A 20,897-nucleotide genomic window follows, 5' to 3' on the forward strand; every position below is an offset into this window, starting at 1 on the left:
CGCTGTTATGGTTAAATTGAACATGTTTGAGGGATAGAGGAGCGAGAAAGGTAAACAAATCAAGCTCCCTCACACTTTATTTAACATAATATACATAATACGCACTAAGGTTGTGGGCGCAAAGTCGTAATGTCACTATTTACCAAAGTTAAAATGTCCTCCTAAGCTTTAATCATAGTTGGCTTATGAGGCCCTTAACTGATGCTAATTGCTATGAGTGATCACGAGATAAGTCGATTCAAAGTCCTGACGGATTTGCGAGAAAAACATTTAAGACAAATCGACGCTGCTGATATTTTGCATATCTCTACTCAACATGTCAGAACCCTAATAAATCACCTGGCAACTTAAGGTCTTCAAAGCTAGGTTCATGCAACTCAGGCCATCCATGAAACCGCCGTAATGATGATCGCTTTCGTATCATAATGCCACTAATGAATCATCCTACAACTGGTATCACGACATTCCTCCTTTGCCATATTCGGTGACTAATGGGCGAAATCTTTGCCGCTATCAAATTATCCGTTCAAAACCTACTGTTGTTGGTCATTAACAATCATTCCTTTAGTTCCTATCACTCATGGTTCAACAGTGAGCTGAAAATCTGTCGTTTATTTTGATATTCGTACATACAGCTTTTGTAGCAAGTCCGCGAAAGAAAATATAGTTACAACGTAACTGCTACTAGTAGTTCATTGGGTTTAGTTCTTTACCTTAGATGTTATGTAATTTAGAAAACTCAAGTAAAGCAATATGTGGCCGTAGCAATAGTTAGCATCAAGAAATAATTAGTTATAGTGCGTTATGGTGGAACCTATCAGTGCGCATGACGTAATCACTCAATCTACTCCAGATTAGAATTTTCGTACCCTTCGTAACTAAAACACTTGATCGACTCTGAAATAAAAACCGAACAACGCGACATCAATTAGATTAGTTACAGCGTAACCAAAGAGCTTTAATTCAATATGCCCTTGTGCTGGCAAGAAAATCAATAGTTGCCCAACGGATCTAAAAGAAAGTGCGCATTCAAAGCTAGTAAGTTTGTAAACACCTACTGTCTCTGAAAGTCCCGCGTTAAAAGCAGCATAAAACTCTAGTGGTTTACACTAAAGAAAATCGGCCTGTAATTAAATTACACAACTGCAATCCCAAGATTGTCACGATAGTGTTTTATGCTATAGTAAGTTATTGTTTTAACGGGGTGTGTATGGAATTTATATGTTAGAAACAATGTTGCGTCGCCGCGAAAGATGACTTATTGGATTTTTATATAGGTGGATTCCGGGCACAAAAAAACCCACCTTTTGGTGGGCTGATTATGCTAATCGCGACTATTTGTCTTCTTTATTGCTCATATCTTCACGAATTTCTTCCGCTACTATCTTGATAGCTTGGGCAGTACTAATGCCCTGCTTCATGAGCTCTTGAATTTTTTCGACAGCCGCTTGTTGTTGTTCATGGCTTAAGGTTGGTAAGTCATCAAACATATAGTCCTCCAGTTACAACGGACATTTGTGATTGGAGGACTATAGACGAATTCAGGTTAAGCGCAAGTCATTTAGATTAGTAGGTTGCTAGGAAGTTGACCGATGCACCCATCGCTTTTGGAGATGTATAGCTTGCCGCAACGGAAAGTTCAAATAGGTTAAGTGGACTTAGTCCGATACCCGCGGTTAATGTTCCTTCAGAATCTCGGGCGAGGTTTTTGTGATACCCTCCCCTTAACTGTATTTGACGAACTAAATCGACCTCAATACCAGCACGGAACATTTGCACGTCGTCATCAAATTGGGTGAATTTTTTTTCTTTGTTCAGATCGTAGTCGATAGATAGCTGGAAATAGTCTGCAATAAAGCCAGCGCCTACTGTGTAGAGCGGCTGTAATTGATATTGATAGCCATAGGCAACATCGCGTCCACCTACAGTAACGAAACCACTTTTAGTGTCTATATTTCTTGAAAACAGGTTTCTCCCTGATATGCCCGCTCTAAAAGGGCCATGAAACCACAGAGCACCTGCATCTAAGTTAAACGCAGTTTCACCCGTAGAATCCTCACGAATATTGTCAAACTTAAAATCTTGTAGTGAATTCACACTAGTGTAGGTGTAGATCCGTTGCAGTTTTGGTGAGATACCAAATGAGAAGTGTTGGCCAAACAAGGTTTGGTATTTAGCTAACGATAACCCAACTTCTGTTACCGCAACAGATGCAGTTTTAATCGCAGTATTCTGCGCCTGTGTTACAGGGTCACCCAAATCTGGTGCAATATCCGGCGTTGCCACATTTTCGATGTAAGCTTTTCCAAATATATTCGCTGCAATAAATCGATTTGGAAGACCAAATGCAACAGCCCCTCCAAAATCAACTTTAGCTTGCGTACCATCTAACGCTTGTAACGCTGCTTGCGTTGCTGCCGCGTCATTTCGATCCGCAGCACTGAATGCATCATCGACTTTGTCGAGTAATTGGTCTTGATCATCGTAGCTGATCCCTAAACTTGGTACCAACATACCTGCGTCGTCATTACGGCGGTAAATGGCCGTTAGAGCTGGATTGTAGAAAGGAGCGGTTAAATATGAAGCCGACACAACGCCAGTGCCCCCCATTGCATCTCCTCTGGCATCGATCGAAAGTGTCGACGCTACGAGTTGGTTTGATGCCGTTGCTGTAGTAACGAGAAAAGCGAGGGTTTTTAGTTTGGTCTTCATATAAAAAATAACGCCGTTAATCCTTTGTGTAGGTATTAACGGCGTCAATTATAAATTCTTTAGCGTGTATGCTAGGAAATTAGTGAAAATGTGTTACTCGTCAGCAGATACATCAAATGTCTTGTTTATGATCTGCGCGCGTTCAAATCGAATTGGGCCTTGCCAGCGACTTTGCTTCATAGAAACTGCTAACACATATCGATCTGGTGCAATACCTTTCGTATCAAGTGTGGTTGGATAATCTGATTCGTATTCCTGTCCCCAGACCTGAGTATATTTGCCATCGATGTAATCAAATAGTCCGACTTCAAGTTTTGGCAACGGGCAATATGGGTTGAGAAGCGCGTTCTTTTCTACCTGCCACTTGTCTTTTGATGCCCATCTAACCGTTTGTTTTAACGCTTGATTAGTCAATATTAGCCATTGGCTCCAACTCTCACCGTTAACTAGTGAAACATCTAGACGATATAAACCGACTTCTAGTGGCGATGCTAAGTTATAGCGAATACCGTAAGTGGTCTCATCGGTGACGCCGTCACTACTTCCAGTAACATAGAACTCACTGTCGTTAGATACTCGTTTATCAACCCAACGCTTAAGGCTGATTTCCGAAACTACTTTATTTGAGTCCAGTTCAATCGTTGATAAATAAGTATCCCGACCTGGACTTTGAATTGTTTGCTGCTTCACTACAACATTTTCAACCCAATCAGGTAATGGCTGCGATGAATAGCCTTTACCGCAATCTACACTGAGTGATTGCAGAAACAGCTTATTGATATGCGATCTTATGCTTTTACTTGGCTGCTGTTGCCACTCTTCAACTAACGATTGAAACATAGATTCCAGATCATTATTGAGCAAATGCTTATGCGCTTGAGAAATGGTTGAGGTTCCCTCAAACCAATCGGCACCAACAGATGTTGATGCCGACAGTAACGCTATGATTGCAAGTTTACGTGCGTTAACCATTAGCCCTTCATTTTGTAGCCAACACCGCGAAGTGTTTCAATTTCCAATCCTGGAAGTTTTTGACGAAGCTGAAGTACGTGTGTATCAACAGTACGAGTCGTTGGGAAGTGATTGTAACCCCATACGTGATCAAGCAGTTCATCACGAGTAAACACACGACCTAAGTTGCTAGCTAAGAACAACAGCAAATCGAACTCAGTACGGGTCAGCGTAATAAGATCACCTTTGTAATTTACTTCACGAGTAGCTTTGTCGATAACAAGGCTATCTGTCACTACTTTAGAGGCATCTTCAGCATCCGCTTCTGGAGCACGAAGCTGAGCACGAATACGTGCAAAAAGCTCTGCTTCAGCGAATGGTTTTGTGAGGTAGTCGTTTGCACCCGCATCAAGACCGGTTACTTTATCTTTCACGGTCACTAATGCAGTGAGCAAAATAACTGGAACATCTTTGGTTTGCTTCCAACCAGCTAGGTGCTGTACCGAATCACCATCAGGAAGCTGTCTGTCGAGAATTACCAAGTCTGCTTGTTCCCAATACTGTTCGACCTGAGAAATAAGCTCGGCGTGCAGGACGTTGTAACCCGCTAGTTCCAAACTTACCAATAGGCCATCAGCTAGATTCTTGTCGTCTTCAACAAGTAGCAGTGTCTGTTTCACAAGGTATCTCCAATATAAAAGTTGTTGGTGGGCCAACTAGGGACATTTTACCGCCCATTCGGCCAACCATGGATTCTACTATTGTAAGTCCTAGCCCTAATCCGGCCTTACTTACAAATGGCTTACGAAGCTCTCGCCAGTCCTTAGCTGTTAACTGTCCGTTGTCTATCACTTCAATTTTGAGTGAGTTCGATGACGTCACGACATTGACGCTCACAGGTGCAACACCATATTTAATTGCGTTGCGAATCAAGTTATCGATGCAGGTTCCAAGCCAATAGATGTTAATCTTAGCGGCTACATCTTGATTAATAGTCAATTTTACGTCAGCTTCAAACTCTTCTTCTGCTTTATAGCTTAGCCAATCCTGTACAGAAGGCAGCCATTCAGTCGCTAACGGCTTATTATCGGACTGCAAATAGTCTTTACTGGCCTCCGCCAATTGTCGCAGTCGGCGAGTATCTTCACAAAGACGTCGAAACTCATCATATACAGTTTCTGGTAAGTGCTCAAATTCTCGACGAAAACCTTCAACAGTTAAAGATAGACTCGCGATTGGAGTACGTAACTCATGAGTCAATATTTGCAGAACCAACATACGACTTTTCATCTCTTGTCGTTTAGAGTTCCAACGATATATCGACCAACCGATGACCAGCAAGATATTGGCAATGATCAGTACGATCATACTGATTCTTAGTACATCAGAATGATCTTCTACTTCCCAACACAAGTTGCCTCGTTGTACAAAACAAGTATTTGTCTGTGAAGCTAATTTAAAGTTCAATCCAGCTTGCTTGGCATTCTCGCGCCACATTGCCGAGTCAAACAAATAGTAACTATCCCCTCGCCTTAGCCAAAGTTCTGAGTTCTCGACAAACATAGATGAGCCACGAATTAGAGAGATCACCGTTGCTTCATCCATAATTTGTAAGCGCCCTAACAGAGAGCCTGGCGGTGCAAGTTCACGCTCCTTAATATGCATGTACTTTTGCAGCACGTCTTTTTTATCCGGATACTTGATGATATACCGCGCCGCATAAGTACCTCCCCCGGGGTGAATCAAACCACTTCGAGCAAACCATTTAGTCGAAAGCTGACGTCCGCCACACATAGCCCGAGTGTATACTAAAGGCTCCGTAATCAATGGGCTTAGTGGCAAAGTGCCGCTACAGTTTTCTGCTAAACGATATAACTGCTGTATTTCTTTCAGAGGATACTTCGTCGTTTGCGGTAACATAGACACCGGCGTAAGTAGCTGCGTCGGGTAATCAGCTTGAATGACTCGAACATCGTATGAAGCGGTCGCTTGTTCATAATCGAAAAACTCTACGAACTTATCGATTCGTTCAGGCAAAGACTCAGCCATTACCGTATGGGAATAACTCAGAGGCAGTGACAGCAATAAGGTGTAAAGTAAGTTCTTCAAAAGACGCGTCTTGTAGATCGTTTGTTGGCATGGATTTTTACACATTATCGGCAAGAAGAAAGCTAAGTGCACGCAATTATTTTGTTAATTCACTGTTTGTTGATGTAAATGTGTACAAAAAAAGCCAGCAATCGCTGGCTTTTGAGAGTTAAGAGCTTGAATTGACTTATATCGTCTTAAAGCGCTTTTGAAATCGCATCGACACTGTCTTTCGCATCGCCAAATAGCATCGACGTGTTTTCTTTGAAGAACAGTGGGTTTTGAACGCCTGCATAACCGGTGTTCATCGAACGTTTAAATACAATAACGTTTTGCGCGTTCCAAACTTCAAGTACTGGCATACCAGCAATTGGGCTGTTTGGATCCTCAAGTGCCGCCGGGTTGACCGTATCGTTCGCACCGATAACAAGAACAGTATCAGTTTCGCCAAAGTCATCATTGAGCTCGTCCATTTCAAGCACGATGTCATAAGGTACTTTTGCTTCTGCTAGTAGTACGTTCATGTGACCTGGTAGACGACCCGCTACTGGGTGAATACCGAAGCGAACTTCAATACCTTGTGCACGAAGCTTTTCAGTAATCTCATGGACTGGGTACTGAGCTTGCGCAACCGCCATGCCGTATCCAGGGGTAATGATGACAGACTTACTGTTTTTCAGCATCTCTGCCACTTCTTCAGCTGTTGTCTCGCGGTGTTCGCCTTGCTCTTCATCACTAGAAATGACGATTTCTTGACCAAAGCCGCCAGCAATAACACTGACGAATGAGCGGTTCATCGCTTTACACATGATGTAAGAAAGAATGGCACCTGATGAGCCTACCAATGCACCTGTTACAATTAGAAGGTCGTTCGACAACATGAAACCTGCCGCCGCCGCCGCCCAACCAGAGTATGAGTTCAGCATTGAAACCACAACTGGCATATCAGCACCACCGATAGACGCAACCAAGTGGTAACCAAACACAAGAGCAATCGCCGTCATCACTAATAACGCGAACATGCTGCCATCAGCTTTCACGAAGTAGATCATTAGCAGTGTTGAAACAACGACAGCTGCGAGATTCCACTTGTGCTTATGAGGGATATTCAGTGGCGACGATGAAATTACACCGCGTAGTTTTCCGAAAGCAACAATAGAACCAGTAAAGGTCACTGCACCGATGAACACACCTAAGAACACTTCTACTAGGTGAATAACGTGGTGAGCGTGAACTTCAGCTGCTGCCAATGTTTCTACATTTGGAATTGCAGGTGGATCGATATAGCTGTTGTAACCAACAAGCACTGCTGCCAAACCCACAAAGCTGTGAAGAATCGCAACCAGTTCTGGCATTTCAGTCATTTCTACTTTCTTAGCGTAGAAAATACCAATCGCAGCACCGATAACCATTGCAACAATGATCCATGCGAAGCCTTGCGCATCTGGGCTAAAGATCGTCGCAATCAGTGCGATCGTCATACCCGCGATACCGTAGTAGTTACCGTTGCGAGCTGACTCTTGCTTAGACAGTCCCGCCAAACTCATGATAAAAAATAGTGCAGCTACAATGTAGGCTGCTTGTACTAATCCTGCAGACATTGTGACTCCTTATTTATCTTTACGGAACATTTCAAGCATGCGCTTGGTGACGGTGAAACCACCGAAAATGTTGATACTGGCAATCAATACAGCGATGAACGCCAAGAAAGAGACAACGCCATTGCCTTGACCTATCTGTAGCAGTGCACCAACTACGATAATGCCCGAGATCGCATTTGTAACTGACATCAGCGGTGTATGTAGAGCGTGAGTTACGTTCCATACAACGTAGTAACCGACAACACAAGCCAGTACAAATACCGTAAAGTGAGATAGGAATGCTGCAGGTGCAACGGATGCAATCCAACCAAATACACCTAGTGCCGCCACAAGTCCAGCCAGTTTTTTAACTGGAGAAGTCGGCTCTTCTACTTTTTCAGCTGGTTTTGGTGCTTGCGCTTTTGGCGCTTCAGGTTGTGCTGAAACTTGAATAGGTGGCGCAGGCCATGTGACCTCGCCTTCTTTCACGACAGTAACACCACGAAGAACGACATCTTCAAAGTTGATGTCGATGTTGCCATCTTTTTCTTTGCAGAGCAGTTTTAGAAGGTTAACAAGGTTTGTCGCGTAAAGCTGAGAAGACTGAGTAGGTAGACGACCAACCATGTCGGTGTAACCGATCACTTTTACACCGTTGTCAGTAGTAATCACTTGATCTGCGACCGTGTATTCACAGTTACCGCCGTTGGCTGCAGCGAGGTCAACGATAACGCTACCCGGCTTCATGGCGTCAACCATTTCTTTAGTGACAAGTTTTGGAGCTGGACGGCCAGGAATAAGTGCCGTTGTGATGATGATATCGACGTCTTTAGCTTGCTCCATATAAAGCTCGGCAGCTTTTTTATTGAAGTCATCAGACATCTCTTTGGCGTAACCATCGCCAGAGCCCGTATTTTCTTGGTAGTCAACTTCTAGGAACTCAGCGCCCATTGACTCAACTTGCTCTTTTACTTCTGGTCGAACGTCAAACGAGCGAACAATCGCACCTAAGCTACCTGCAGCACCGATTGCTGCAAGACCCGCCACACCGGCACCGGCTACGAAGACTTTAGCAGGTGGTACTTTGCCTGCCGCAGTAATTTGACCTGTGAAGAATCGGCCAAACTCGTGTGCTGCTTCAACAACGGCACGATAACCTGCAATGTTCGCCATAGAACTTAGTGCATCAAGAGCTTGAGCACGAGAAATACGCGGTACCGCATCCATAGCCATAACGTTAATGTTTTTGCTAGAGAGCTTTTCCATTAACTCTGGATTTTGTGCTGGCCAAACAAAACTAATCAGGCTCGCGCCTTCTTTAAGTGATTCAATCTCTTCATCATTTGGCGCATTTACTTTCAGAACTAAGTCTGACTGCCAAACTTCTTGTGATGAGATAATCGTTGCTCCAGCAGCTTCATAAGCTGCGTCGTCGAAGCTTGCAAGCACACCCGCTTGCGATTCCACTGAGACATCAAATCCCAGCTTTAACAGCTGCTCGACCGATTTCGGCGTTGCAGCGACTCGCGTTTCTCCCGCGAGGGTTTCTCTTGGCACACCTATCAACAAAACTGACTCCTTGTGTATCAACTTGTGAATACTTTTCTTACCAAACAGAAGTCAAAGGGGTGCTTGGAGCATTTTGGCACGCCAATTTGCATAGCCATTCCTTAACTATTGGCAGAAGTATTGTTCTTTTTTAACCAACTGGGTTCGTAACATCAAGCTATTTGTAACTAAAAGACATAATTTCATTACATATAACGGAAAGTAATGACTTTTAAACAAACCAATCTAGTAAAAAAACCACACGAAAACCCCATATTAGAGGTCATACCAGTGCAATATTACCTATACTTGGGAAATTTTCGTGTAAGTAGGTCATATTATGACAATATTTGCTGCAAACAGATGACCAACGTCAATTAAATCAATCAACTGAAACTGGTCTTTCCAGAACAAAAATGCATCAAAAATAGGGTTAGAAAATCTTCTCACCCATTTGGTCTATGAACATTTGCGCTTTCTTAAGCATGAGTTCATTGGCGTCACCCTCGGTTCCGAGTACATCAGAGCGAATGAATCTGTGTTCTTTGACTTCGTCGTCAAATGTCTTAGTGATTCGACCAGCAATACGATATTGGCCATTTTCTGCAATGGCTTCTTGGTAAATGAGGAACCCTTTGTACTCAACAGGTTCGACTTGCTTTGGCTCTGGCGATTTACCGCCACCAAACAATTTTGAAAACAGTCCCACAGGCTTTCCTTAACGGCAAGTTATCTTATAAAAGCTCATGTTCGCTATTTTCCATTTTAGGGTCAACTTGAATCTCGCAAAGTTGTCGAGCTAATGCCGAATTGAATTGATTATTCCCGCAGCGATTCTATGGTTTCTAATGACATGAAATTTCTAAACATTTAATTGCAAACCGTATTTTTATAAACATTGCGGGAAAGGATCAGGTTTTGGACTTCTAAATGACAAAATACTTGGCAAAACATTAAATTACCGTATGCTAAAGCACTGTATAATAATCTCTATTGAAGTACCTGAGTTCTTATTTAATGGCGACCTCTTTTACCAGTTCAAACCTATTTCGTCTCTTCATGCCCGTGTTGATGATGATTGGTGTATTGGCTGGTGTAAATCACATCATTGACGCTACTCAAGCTAACTCCGGCTTCGTCACCAACCTCCCTTATATCTTGTTTGCTACGGCAATCGCGCTTAGCCACACTTTTAAGCAGTCTCGAATGGCAATGGTGGCTCTATCAATGCTACTTGCTTACTTAGTCGTGCAAGTTCGTCTGCAAAGTCCACTAAGTTCTGGCACTACATTACTCGAGTTGTCATTGTTGAGTTTGTTGCTCCCAGTTTCTTGCTGTCTCGTTTATCTGTTTTCTGACACTGGTGTAATTAGCCGCGGCATGGCGATCTTTGGTGTTACGATTATGAGCTTCGTTGGCTGGACCGCACTAATACTGTCTCATTTTGCTGGCGGTGGATTTCTAGGGTTTGAAAGTGACTTGCTGATGGCGTTTCCTCAAATCTCACGGCTACCATTGGTTTTAGTGCTTTTTACTGTAGCGATAGTCGGGGCGACTGGTATATTTCTGCTTAACTACAACCGCCCTATTGACGCTGCAGTCTTTGCCTCAATATTTATGGCAGGCGGCACGTTCATCTTCTTTCATATCCCTTACATTTCGAGCACGCTATTTTCGTTATCAGGTGTATTGATCATTATTTACGTCATTTCCGCTAGTCATCAAATGGCGTTCAACGATCGATTGACAAACATACCAGGCCGACGCGCACTCGAAATGGACATGAAGCATTTGGGAAGAAAGTTCACCATCGCTATGCTCGATGTTGATCACTTTAAATCATTCAATGATACTTACGGCCACGATACTGGTGATGACGTACTTAAACTGGTCGCATCACGCATGACTGGTGTTGGTGGTAATGCAAAAGTATACCGTTATGGTGGTGAGGAGTTCACTATCTTGTTCAAAGGTAAAACTGCAAAAGATAGTAAACCCTACTTGGATGAACTGCGTGAGCAAATTCAAGACTATCAGATGGTTATTCGAGACGAGACCAAGCGCCCTGCCAATACAAAACAAGGCGTGAAAAAGCGCGGAACTAAAAATGATCAGTCAACGGTGAGTGTCACTGTTAGTATTGGTGCAGCCGACAGCAAGACGACTCGCAAACCTGAAGACGTGCTTAAAAAGGCGGATAAAGCGCTTTACAGCGCTAAAGAGAAAGGCCGAAACCAAGTACAGTGCGCGCGATAACCACATTGTTCTCAATCAAAGACGTTACTCCTGGTTAAAGAACAGTACTATACTGCCCCCTTTCAAGTCACTACCGTAATTGACGCTGAGTCCAATTCCAACATTGTCGACCATCGGAATGTGAAATGGCGGCGTTAGCAACCAACCCACCGTCCCTTCATAGTAATGACTCGAGCCTAATATCCCTATTGTGTCACCGCCGATATCGACTCTTCGTATACTGGTATAAACCGTTTGAATCGAGCGACCCCAGTCAGTCACATCATAAAAGAGCTTCGCTTCATTTGACCAATACCATCCTTCCGGCGTGCCAACATCTCCATCATTTGCTTGTCCCCAACCATAACCAGAAAAGTAGTTAAAGTTAGATCTAAATTTCACCTCACCCCAGTCTTTATCTTTGGTGTAATTGAATCCGACTTTTGGTTGAATCGATGTCGACCAAGCCGTTGTATTCACAAGCTTTCCATCAATAAAAGGCTGAAACAACTTGGAAAATGGGGATTGAAAATCGTAATTACTATTGAGGTATTGAAGATGGATACCGACGCCAGTTTCAAATGTCCAGTTTGGTGTAAAGTTGATTTCTTGCTCATAACCACTAAAGACACCGAGGACATATTTTCTGTGGCTATCTGGCCCATCTATAATTTGATCTTCAATCCTAAGCGCAGAAAAGCGTATGACAGCACGTTGTTGGAACATCTTATCATCGGAAAGATCGAAAGTAAGAGGCAATGCTGATACAGCAATATTCTTGCGCTTGTCGAGTGCGTCTTGGGAACCAATATTTTCGTTGTCGATATTAAATACGGTATTGGGATCAAAGTCTTTAAACCCGAGCGTCAAAGCTTCACTGTCCGTAAGAATAATTGCGGCAGCAAAGTCCTCTTCGAAGATGTCCCTAAACTCCGGGTCAGCCTGAGCTGAAAAGTGACAAATTATCGCTGCAGCCACAAAGCTTTGAGAGACTTTTAACAAAACAACCTCATAAATGAACCACTAAAAACCTGACTAACTGGCTTATTAATTTACTTACTTGAATCGAGCCTAAGGCTAAGAATAGCAAAAGCATCACCCGATAAAGTAACGCTTTGTCATGACGGTAGCTAAAATTCGTCTTAACCAATCACTTTGAATAAGTGCTTAGTCGTTGTTTTAACAACCATTGATAGGATAAGAGATATTATGAAGTCGTACTAATGATATCGCTCTCTAGCTGCAATACGTAGCGATTACGACCACTTCGTTTCGCTTGATAGAGCAGCTTGTCGGCTCTTTCATACAGCTCATTAATGGATTCAGTCCCTGTTGGGATAGCACTATAAACACCAAGTGACAGCGTCACTCTATCTGCAGTTTGAGAGTACTCGTGTGGAATGTTCAACGATACTATCCCGTCTTTTACTCGTGCTGCATTTTCTTCTGCTTCGGCTATATCACTTCGACTGAGCAATATAACGAACTCCTCCCCACCATAACGCCCTACATACTCACCAGAACGGATGAACATGACGTCTAAAAACTGAGCAATGTTAATTAAACACTGGTCGCCTTCGGTATGTCCGTAGTTATCGTTGAACGCTTTGAAATGATCGACATCCATTAGAATCACAGAAAGCGGCATTTGATGTCGGCCGTGCCACTGGATCAGCTCGGTCAATTTTTGATCCATATAACGGCGATTAAACAGTTTGGTTAGGCCATCTTCATTTGCTTGATGCTGAAGCGCTCGGTTCGCTTCTTCCAACTGAGAACTGGCTTGTTTTAACTCACGTCTCATGTGAGCAATACGCTGCATAGCAATCAATTTTGATTGCAACACAATCTTGTTGACGGGTTTTACAAGATAATCGTCACCACCCGCATCGATCGCTTTAGCGATCATTTCCGGCTCATCGTGACTACTTAGGAAAATGATAGGGATCCAATCGGCTTTGTAGCGTAGACGTATCTCTGAGGCGACTTCAAACCCGTCCATTTCAGGCATTGAGATATCTAGGAGCACCAACTCAGGGTCAAACGTCGGATAAAGCGCGAGAGCCTCTCGCCCACTCGCTGCAACCTCAACCTCATGCCCCAGTTGTTTGAGGCGTATCTGCAACTGCATTCTTTCCAACTGAGCGTCATCAACGAGGAGTATTTTCATCGAAGATTCTATGGACATCATAAGCATCCTTGTCTTTGTATTACGCCGATGTATTGTTAATATAAACCACATATTAGGACAATATTCAAACAGTCCCACAAAAATCGCAATAATAACAGCTTGTTTAGGCCGAAAACGAAGTTTTGGCTGGGCATTATCTAATGAGTTGGATTATTATTGTCTTTTAGGAAGGTAATCGCAGGATTATCGATAAACGTTATACAGAGAAAGCTGCATGTCTGACACACAAAATACTGAAACCCCAATCGTAGACCTAGAAACGATATCCGCTGAGCTAAAGCAGGTTATCCTATTTGACGAGGTGCCAGAAGAGCTTTACAACATGGTAGTATCGATTCACGAAGTGACTGAAGAAGCAGTTCGTGAAGCATGGGATTCACTGCCAGCCAGTGCTCAAAACATCCTAGACAACTTTGAACAGTTCCACGCGTTGATCTCGGTTAGCCAAGCTTTCGCTGGTGTAAGCGCTCTTGAAGAGTTTACAACAATGGAACTTCCAGCAGATATGAGCGACGAAGATAAAGAATCTTACAAAGCTGAGCTTCTTGATAAAGTACTGCAAAACTGCATCAAAGACATGGTTAAGCAAATCAAGAAAGCGCGTCGTGACGCGATTCTAAAGCGTGACTTCAAAGAAGTATTCGTGAAGTAATCGCTATAGAAGATCAAAAAGCCACATTGTCACGTGGCTTTTTTTATAGGTGGGGTTCAAGCGCGACGTCTTTTTGCGCGACACTCACACCTTTAATTTGAGCGTACACCGATTGGCCTACGTTCAATTGCAGGTCATCCACTGCCCACTGGGTAACCGTCGCAACAAGTTCACAGCGACCTCCTAAAGACAATACCACTTCAACACTTTGTCTTGGGGTTCCTTTTCCGCCCTGAGCAATTGTTTTAATGGTACAAGGTAAAATATTTCGAATGGACGTATTTATCGCTCGGCTTAGTGCAATTGAAACGTCGTTAGCTCTAACTCGCAATCGCACTGTTTCACCGACGGCCGCTTCCGTTCGCTGCACCCATAAGTAGTGATCGTTCGTTAACGCCACTTTCGTCAGGCCATACGTATCATTTTGAGCGACCACCTCACCTTTAAATAGTGCGCTTTTGTCAGAAAACGATTGCCACGATTGCATGATTTTCGTACCCCACACATGCTCAATCAAACCGGATTCGACAATGCAACCCTCATCAATAATAACCAGGTGCTGTGCCAGTCGCAAAATCTCATTAAGGCTATGTGTCACGTATAGAATCGGGATATCAACACGACTCGACAATGCTTCTAGAAAAGGCATTAACTCGCGTTTTCTCGGATTATCAAGTGACGCTAATGGTTCATCCATGAGCAATACCTTAGGCTTGCTCAGTAGTGCGCGTCCGATAGCAACTCGCTGTTTCTCCCCTCCAGACAACGAACTTGGATAGCGATTCAAAAGCGGCTCAATAGCAAGCAGCTCTACAATTTCATTAAAATGCCCTGCATCATTTTTAGTGACCCCGTAACGCAAATTGCGCTCTACAGACAAATGAGGAAATAAACGTGCGTCTTGGAATACATAGCCTATTTCTCGCTTTTCTATCGCGAGATCAATCCCCTGGCTGGAATCAAATATCGTTCGACCATTAAAGTGAATATGCCCTGAATCTGGTTGGACTAACCCACTAATAAGGTTTATTAACGTGGTCTTACCCGCGCCAGAGCGCCCAAAGATGGCACTGATACCACTCGAAGGCAATGAAGCTTTTAGATGGAATGCTTGCTCACCAAATTTTTTGGTTACATCGATATCTAACCTTGTCATTGTGTCACTCCTAAGCGGCGTGCCACCCACCGGTTAAGCGATTCAGAGAAATAGAGTGACGCTAGCGATATCACAATAGAGATGATACACAGTCTCATCGCTGCGTCTTCAGCGCCCGGGGTTTCTAAAAAACTGTACATGGCTAAAGGGATCGTTTGGGTTTCACCGGGAATATTCGATACAAAACTGATCGTTGCGCCAAACTCACCAAGGCTTCGAGCGAACGACAGCATGGTACCGCTAATAATACCCGGAATAACAAGCGGTAGCGTGATGGTGAAAAACACCTTTCTCGGCGATGCGCCTAGCGTTCTAGCGGCCTGTTCTAGCTTGTGATCGACACTATCCATCGACAAGCGAATGGAACGAACCATCAAGGGCAGCGCAACGATAATGCAGGCTAATACTGCACCTCGCCAGCTAAAACTAAAACTAACGCCAGTTAGCTGATAAATAAACTGGCCTATGACCCCTTGCTTTCCCATGGAAACCAAAAGCAAATAACCCACGACAACCGGCGGCAGAACTAAGGGCAAATGAATCACGCTGTCTAAAACACTTTTACCAATGAACTGCTTTTTGCTTAGTAGCCACGCGAAAAATACGCCAATTGGAATCAACCAGAGAATGGCGACACCGGCCACCTTCACACTGAGCTGTATCGCTTCAACTTCATAGTCAGTCAGCATATTAAAGTTTTGCTTCCTTATCTGTGATAAATCCATGTTGTCTTAATATGGTTTGCCCTTGTTCTGAAGCGACAAACTCAGCAAACTGCTTGGTCTGCATGTCATGGTTGAGTGTCACTAAAGGATAGTCGATAGCATCGTGACTCGAAGCCGGAAATTCAGCCAGTTTAGTGACACCGTCACTAGCCATTAAATCCGAACTGTATACGATACCTAAAGGTGCCTCTTTCCTATCCACGAGTGCCAGAACCTGCCTTACATTGTTCACCGGCGCTAATTGACTACGCACAGTTGACCACAGCTTTAACGATTCCAATGCCTGTTTCGCGTAAATACCCGCTGGTACTGCGTTAACTTGTCCGATTGCTATTCGGTCATCATTAAGGTACCGCTGCCAATCACTTTGGTTTGAAATATCAAATGACCTTACTTCACCCTTTGATTTGCTAGTGATTAGAACCAACTTATTTCTGGCGATATGTTGAATATCATCTGAGCTGATCACCTTTTGGGAGACGAGATAATCAACCCAGCGCGCGTTGGCAGAAATGAACACATCCGCGGGCGCCTCTCTTTGAATCTGTCTCGCCAATGAAGATGAGCCCGCGTACACTGCCCTTACTTCAATGCCATACTTATGTTCAAACGTTTGAGCGAGTTCATTGACTGCATTGGTCATAGAGCTTGCAGCAAATACGGTGAGTGGTTTAGCCATTGCAGGTTGAACCATTGCAATATGTGACAGCGTAACTAAAAGGAGAGTAATTACAGTTCGCATTAACGGCGTTTCCTCTTCAGAACTCTTTATCTTTTTTCCCTGATAATTCAAGATCAGGCCACAGTTTTACAAGGTCTAGATGCTGTTCAATCGCATCCGCGATTCTATCGATGGCCGACTCTTTCTCATCGTTGATCGCAAACGACTCAATATCCGCTCCGTTCACCCAGCGGCAGACCAACTGAGTCACTTCCGGAGAATCAAAGAAACCATGTACGTAGGTGCCAAACACTTGATTGTCACTGCTGACCGCTCCATCAAACTGCTTATCATCAAAGCTAACCGGCTGCTTGTCGCCAACAGTTGATCGGCCTGCATGAATTTCATAGCCAGAGAATGGTGCAGAGCGATTTTCAAGAGTAAGGGTTCCATTAACGTTGGTAAGCTGCTTCTCACTTTCCAATACAGTGTCGAGTTGAAGCAGGTTCAAGCCATCACTACTTCCAGCGGAGCCTTCTATTCCTTTAGGATCTGCAATAGTATTGCCAAGCATTTGATAACCTCCGCATATCCCCATCACTTTGCCGCCAAAACGCAGATGCTTGTAGATATCTTTATCCCACCCCTGCTCTCGAAGATAAGCAAGATCATCGCGCACAGATTTAGTCCCAGGCAATACAATCAAATCAGCGTTATCTAAACGTTCACCTTTACCTACATATCTAAAATCGATATCAGGATGCAGACGAAGTGCATCAAAGTCGGTGTGATTGCTGATACGTGTTAATACAGGGACTGCGACACTGAGCTTTGTACTGGACTTAATATCATGTGAGGCATCTATGGCGTCTTCTGCTTCGATATTTAGGCCATGCAAAAAAGGTAATACACCGATAACGGGCTTACCCGTTTTTTCCTCTAGCCAATCTAAACCGGGTTCTAGTAATGATATATCACCACGAAAACGATTGATGACAAAACCCTTCACGCGCTGCTGCTCAGATTCCGATAATAAGGCCAGGGTGCCGTAAAGATGGGCGAAAACACCACCTCGGTCTATGTCTGCGACGATAATAACAGGGATATCTGCTTCTTCTGCGAACCCCATATTGGCGATGTCATTCGCTCTGAGGTTAATCTCTGCTGGGCTACCTGCGCCTTCAATAACCACGGAATCAAAACGGCTACTAAGCTTCTCAAACGAGTCAAGCACATAAGGCATAGCAAAGCGTTTGTAATCATGAAAACCCACTGCGTCCATATTCGCATGGGCTTTGCCTTGGATAATTATTTGCGCGCCGGTATCAGAATTTGGCTTAATCAACACCGGATTCATATCAACGGTAGCCACTACATTCGCAGCTTGGGCTTGAACCGCCTGAGCGCGTCCAATTTCACCGCCATCTTCAGTAACTGCACTGTTTAATGCCATATTTTGTGGTTTAAATGGGGCAACCATTATCCCTTGGCGTGCTAGAACGCGGCATAACCCTGCCACTAATACACTTTTACCCGCATCGGATGTCGTGCCTTGAACCATAAGTGCTTGTGAAGTGCGGCGCATATCGTGCAAATTTCCTTAATCAATAGTCCGATTAGTTTACCTTTTTTACTCATCACGACCAACGCTTCACATTGAAACTTAACGAATTATTCGACACCCAATTGACTAAAGCTTCGTCAATTATGCCTACAAGCTCTCGATATCGTTAAAATGGTCTGTATTTTGCAATTAGTTTTTTTATATACTTAGTCAATTCAAAATTCGAGATTATATCGATATCTTTTTATCATGGAGTCCTCATGCTAGGTAAAGCAAGTCGAGCTGCGCTGTTAACATTGGCAGTTGCCGCCCCTACGCTGGTTCAAGCGAACAATTTTAACTATAACTCTTTCGAAGTCCGCTTAGGTGCTAACCCAGGTACAGTAGGAGCTGAGTTTACGACCTTCTTTACGGAAAATACGCATATTATTGCTCGTGCAGACAGTCGCTTTGAAGGTGACTGGGATGTTGCCGGTGGTTTAGGCTTTAACGGCCCCATTGGTCAATTCGCCGATGTTTTCGGTCAACTTTTGGTGCACAATGTGAAAACCAAGGACGACGAAAAATTTGATAGCGAATTTATGTCTGAGTTCAATATCGGTTCACGCGTTTGGCTTCTTCAGAATGTTGAAGGTGTAGGTCAAGTCGGTATGCTAAATCGCCGTGATGATACCGTGTTTATTTGGAGTGTGGGCGCGCGTTTCCACTCTACTGACGCACTATCACTAGGTGCAGACATCAAAGATAGCGGTATTTACGGTCCTCAAGTACAGATGTCCGTAGAGTTTGGCTTCTAAACTCTACTGTATTATCTATTCACCACGCTGCGAAGAATTAAAAAGGGCTTTCCAAATATGGAAAGCCCTTTTGTTTTATTTGGTTGGTTTTGGCTGAACGTATTTACGGCTTACGTCTACAATTGCCACATCTCTAAAGAAACTTCTACCTAATAATACTGGGTATTTTAGGTGGGTTCTATCAGCAAGAGTAAATTCCGTCTTGCTAGTCATGTCACCAATTTTAATCACCGAAACGATGACTGGGCGCTTATCACTCTCTTCTGAGCTTGACTGCTTTACTTTTACCCAACGGTCAACTGGCATCGATACTTCTTTAGATTCCACACCATCGTGCTTCACTTTAAATTTAACCCAATCTTTACCATCACGCTCAAATGGGACAATATCAATGGCGCTAAGCGAAGAGGTTGTCGCACCAGTATCGACACGTGCCTTTGTCGTCACTTTCATATCCATAAGGCGAACATATTCTTGCTCACCTAGGATTAACTTGCCGTCGTCACTCTTAACTGGAGCTGGCTTTGGCTTCTCCGCTGGTTTGGTTTCTTTTACTGGCTCCTCCGGCTTTTCCGGTTTCGCTTCAGTCACCTTCTCTTCCGGTTTTACTTCTGGCTCAACCGGTTCAGCTTTTGGTGCTTCTGGCGTCGCTTCTGCTGCCGGTGGCTCAACCGGTGGCGGAGTTTGTGTCGGTGTTGTCGAACACGCAACCAAGCCACCAGATAACATTAATGGCAATATCGCTTTCCAAGGTTTCATTCATTCACCTTTATTATTTTTAGTAGTTTCTATTATCGTCTTTATTTTTGACTAACAGCGGCTAATGCATCGGCAACATATGGCAATTGAGACTCAGAAAGTCCAGCGATGTTAATACGTCCATCGTCAACACCATAAATAGCATAGTCCGTGCGCAATCGTTGCATTTGCTCTGCTGTAAATCCTAGCACAGTAAACATGCCTTTGTGAGACATGATGAAGTCAAAATCAGTCGATGAGCCAGTTTGCTTCACTGCTTTACATAAGCCATCACGCAAAGATACAAGTCGTTGTTGCATCTCAGAAAGCTCTGTTGTCCACATAGTAGTTAAATGGTCATCTTTTAGAATCGTTTTAACCAGCGCCGCACCGTGGTCAGGTGGCATGGTGTATGTTGAACGCGCAAGCGTTAGCAGCTTACCTTTAGCATTATTCGCTTCAGCTGCGTTTTTCCAATGACAATCGCTGCACCTGTACGCTCACGGTACAAGCCAAAGTTTTTGGAACAAGACGTAGTCAACAGCATCTCTTCCACATTTTCTGCCATGTGACGAAGACCCAATGCATCTTGCTCTAGCCCATCACCAAAACCTTGGTAAGCAACATCGACAAAAGGAACAAAACCGTTTTTAACGCTAAGCTCGGTGATCGCTTTCCAGTCGTCTAGCGCAATGTCCGCGCCTGTTGGATTATGGCAACAACCATGCAGCAATACTACATCGCCCTGACCTGCTTGACTAAGATCGGTCAGCATCGCATCTCGATCCACTTGCTTTGTTACTACATCGAAGTAGCGATAAAACTTAACCTGCAAGCCAGCAGCTTCCATAACAGGCTTATGGTTTACATAGCTTGGGTTTGATAACCATACTGTTGTACCTGGGGCAGCTACATTCATTAGGTCACCCAGCATACGCAAGCCACCACTTGCACCAGGGGTTTGAATGACCGACATACGGTCGTAAATAGGTGTTTCACCAAAAACCACTTTCGCGATGCTTTGGTTAAATTCTTCACATCCGGCAAGCCCAACGTAGGCTTTAGTCTGTTGCTCTGAAGTCACAATGCGCTGAGCTTCGGCAATAGCCTTCATGATTGGAGTTTGACCGTCGCTATTTCTATATACACCAATGCCAAGATCGACTTTGTCGGTACGAGGATCATTTCGGTAAGCTACGGAAAGAGAAAGAATAGGATCGAGCACTGGCTCGGGTAACTGAGAGAACATGAAAGTCACAACCCTTTGAAATTCAAGCAATGGCCTTCACGTTATCATTA

18 protein-coding genes and 1 pseudogene are annotated in these 20,897 nt (G+C 43.8%); 3 read left to right on the top strand and 16 right to left on the bottom strand.

Annotation, left to right across the window (positions count from 1 at the left end; genetic code table 11):
- Nucleotides 1-1,334 precede the first annotated feature (1,334 nt).
- From PG915_RS23140 to PG915_RS23175, 8 genes are all read right to left on the bottom strand, one after another.
- Nucleotides 1,335-1,490 carry a YoaH family protein gene (locus PG915_RS23140; RefSeq protein ID WP_353499313.1) on the bottom strand — a complete coding sequence of 52 codons (156 nt, stop codon included), beginning with the start codon at nucleotides 1,488-1,490 and terminating at the stop codon, nucleotides 1,335-1,337.
- A gap of 76 nt (nucleotides 1,491-1,566) precedes the next feature.
- Nucleotides 1,567-2,712 carry a conjugal transfer protein TraF gene (locus tag PG915_RS23145; protein WP_353499314.1) on the bottom strand — a complete coding sequence of 382 codons (1,146 nt, stop codon included), beginning with the start codon at nucleotides 2,710-2,712 and terminating at the stop codon, nucleotides 1,567-1,569.
- Nucleotides 2,713-2,805: 93 nt separating this feature from the next.
- Nucleotides 2,806-3,684 (bottom strand): DUF2861 family protein, encoded by an 879-nt coding sequence (locus tag PG915_RS23150; protein WP_353499315.1) that lies wholly within the window; start codon nucleotides 3,682-3,684, stop codon nucleotides 2,806-2,808.
- On the bottom strand, nucleotides 3,684-4,343 hold the full coding sequence (gene vxrB, locus PG915_RS23155; RefSeq protein ID WP_353499316.1) for a response regulator transcription factor VxrB: 660 nt from the start codon (nucleotides 4,341-4,343) through the stop codon (nucleotides 3,684-3,686). Before vxrB ends, PG915_RS23150 begins: the two co-directional genes overlap by 1 nt.
- Nucleotides 4,318-5,712 (bottom strand): sensor histidine kinase VxrA, encoded by a 1,395-nt coding sequence (gene vxrA, locus PG915_RS23160; protein ID WP_353500199.1) that lies wholly within the window; start codon nucleotides 5,710-5,712, stop codon nucleotides 4,318-4,320. Before vxrA ends, vxrB begins: the two co-directional genes overlap by 26 nt.
- 236 nt (nucleotides 5,713-5,948) lie before the next feature.
- Complete coding sequence (gene pntB / locus PG915_RS23165; RefSeq protein ID WP_353499317.1) at nucleotides 5,949-7,352, bottom strand: Re/Si-specific NAD(P)(+) transhydrogenase subunit beta; 1,404 nt, start codon at nucleotides 7,350-7,352, stop codon at nucleotides 5,949-5,951.
- Nucleotides 7,353-7,361: 9 nt separating this feature from the next.
- Nucleotides 7,362-8,900, bottom strand: a complete 1,539-nt coding sequence (locus PG915_RS23170; protein WP_353499318.1) for a Re/Si-specific NAD(P)(+) transhydrogenase subunit alpha — start codon at nucleotides 8,898-8,900, stop codon at nucleotides 7,362-7,364.
- A 412-nt stretch (nucleotides 8,901-9,312) separates the two neighbouring features.
- On the bottom strand, nucleotides 9,313-9,588 hold the full coding sequence (locus PG915_RS23175; protein ID WP_353499319.1) for an HlyU family transcriptional regulator: 276 nt from the start codon (nucleotides 9,586-9,588) through the stop codon (nucleotides 9,313-9,315).
- 308 nt (nucleotides 9,589-9,896) lie between these two features.
- On the opposite strand from PG915_RS23175, the gene PG915_RS23180 reads away from it, so the two are divergent.
- The gene (locus PG915_RS23180) at nucleotides 9,897-11,135 is read left to right on the top strand and encodes a GGDEF domain-containing protein (RefSeq protein WP_353499320.1); all 1,239 of its coding nucleotides are present in this window, start codon (nucleotides 9,897-9,899) and stop codon (nucleotides 11,133-11,135) included.
- A 24-nt stretch (nucleotides 11,136-11,159) separates the two neighbouring features.
- Here the strand turns inward: PG915_RS23180 and PG915_RS23185 are convergent, their stop codons facing one another.
- Nucleotides 11,160-12,116, bottom strand: coding sequence for a Solitary outer membrane autotransporter beta-barrel domain (locus PG915_RS23185; RefSeq protein WP_353499321.1), 957 nt, complete (start codon nucleotides 12,114-12,116; stop codon nucleotides 11,160-11,162).
- Nucleotides 12,117-12,321: 205 nt separating this feature from the next.
- Complete coding sequence (locus PG915_RS23190) at nucleotides 12,322-13,305, bottom strand: GGDEF domain-containing protein (RefSeq protein WP_353499322.1); 984 nt, start codon at nucleotides 13,303-13,305, stop codon at nucleotides 12,322-12,324.
- 214 nt (nucleotides 13,306-13,519) lie between these two features.
- On the opposite strand from PG915_RS23190, the gene PG915_RS23195 reads away from it, so the two are divergent.
- Nucleotides 13,520-13,957: a DUF3069 domain-containing protein gene (locus PG915_RS23195; RefSeq protein ID WP_353499323.1), complete on the top strand. Its 438-nt coding sequence runs from the start codon at nucleotides 13,520-13,522 to the stop codon at nucleotides 13,955-13,957.
- Nucleotides 13,958-14,000: 43 nt separating this feature from the next.
- On the opposite strand, the gene modC is transcribed toward PG915_RS23195, so the two are convergent.
- The 4 genes from modC to PG915_RS23215 are packed head-to-tail and all read right to left on the bottom strand — an operon-like array spanning nucleotide 14,001 to nucleotide 18,084.
- Nucleotides 14,001-15,113 (bottom strand): molybdenum ABC transporter ATP-binding protein ModC, encoded by a 1,113-nt coding sequence (gene modC, locus PG915_RS23200; protein ID WP_353499324.1) that lies wholly within the window; start codon nucleotides 15,111-15,113, stop codon nucleotides 14,001-14,003.
- Nucleotides 15,110-15,802: a molybdate ABC transporter permease subunit gene (gene modB, locus PG915_RS23205; RefSeq protein WP_353499325.1), complete on the bottom strand. Its 693-nt coding sequence runs from the start codon at nucleotides 15,800-15,802 to the stop codon at nucleotides 15,110-15,112. The genes modC and modB overlap by 4 nt, the downstream gene beginning before the upstream one ends.
- 1 nt (nucleotide 15,803) lies before the next feature.
- Nucleotides 15,804-16,580: a molybdate ABC transporter substrate-binding protein gene (gene modA, locus PG915_RS23210; protein ID WP_353499326.1), complete on the bottom strand. Its 777-nt coding sequence runs from the start codon at nucleotides 16,578-16,580 to the stop codon at nucleotides 15,804-15,806.
- 16 nt (nucleotides 16,581-16,596) lie between these two features.
- The gene (locus PG915_RS23215) at nucleotides 16,597-18,084 is read right to left on the bottom strand and encodes a cobyric acid synthase (RefSeq protein ID WP_353499327.1); all 1,488 of its coding nucleotides are present in this window, start codon (nucleotides 18,082-18,084) and stop codon (nucleotides 16,597-16,599) included.
- 239 nt (nucleotides 18,085-18,323) lie between these two features.
- Here PG915_RS23215 and PG915_RS23220 point away from each other — a divergent pair, with 239 nt between their 5' ends.
- Entirely contained in the window at nucleotides 18,324-18,860 is a 537-nt protein-coding gene (locus PG915_RS23220; RefSeq protein WP_353499328.1) for a hypothetical protein, read from the top strand.
- Between the two features lie 75 nt (nucleotides 18,861-18,935).
- On the opposite strand, the gene PG915_RS23225 is transcribed toward PG915_RS23220, so the two are convergent.
- Nucleotides 18,936-19,619 carry an ATP-dependent zinc protease gene (locus tag PG915_RS23225; RefSeq protein WP_353499329.1) on the bottom strand — a complete coding sequence of 228 codons (684 nt, stop codon included), beginning with the start codon at nucleotides 19,617-19,619 and terminating at the stop codon, nucleotides 18,936-18,938.
- A 41-nt stretch (nucleotides 19,620-19,660) separates the two neighbouring features.
- A pseudogene (locus PG915_RS23230) lies at nucleotides 19,661-20,847 on the bottom strand (aromatic amino acid transaminase).
- Between the last annotated feature and the right edge of the window lie 50 nt (nucleotides 20,848-20,897).

Origin of the sequence: Vibrio sp. CB1-14 (assembly GCF_040412085.2) — a bacterium.
GTDB lineage: Bacteria > Pseudomonadota > Gammaproteobacteria > Enterobacterales > Vibrionaceae > Vibrio > Vibrio chaetopteri.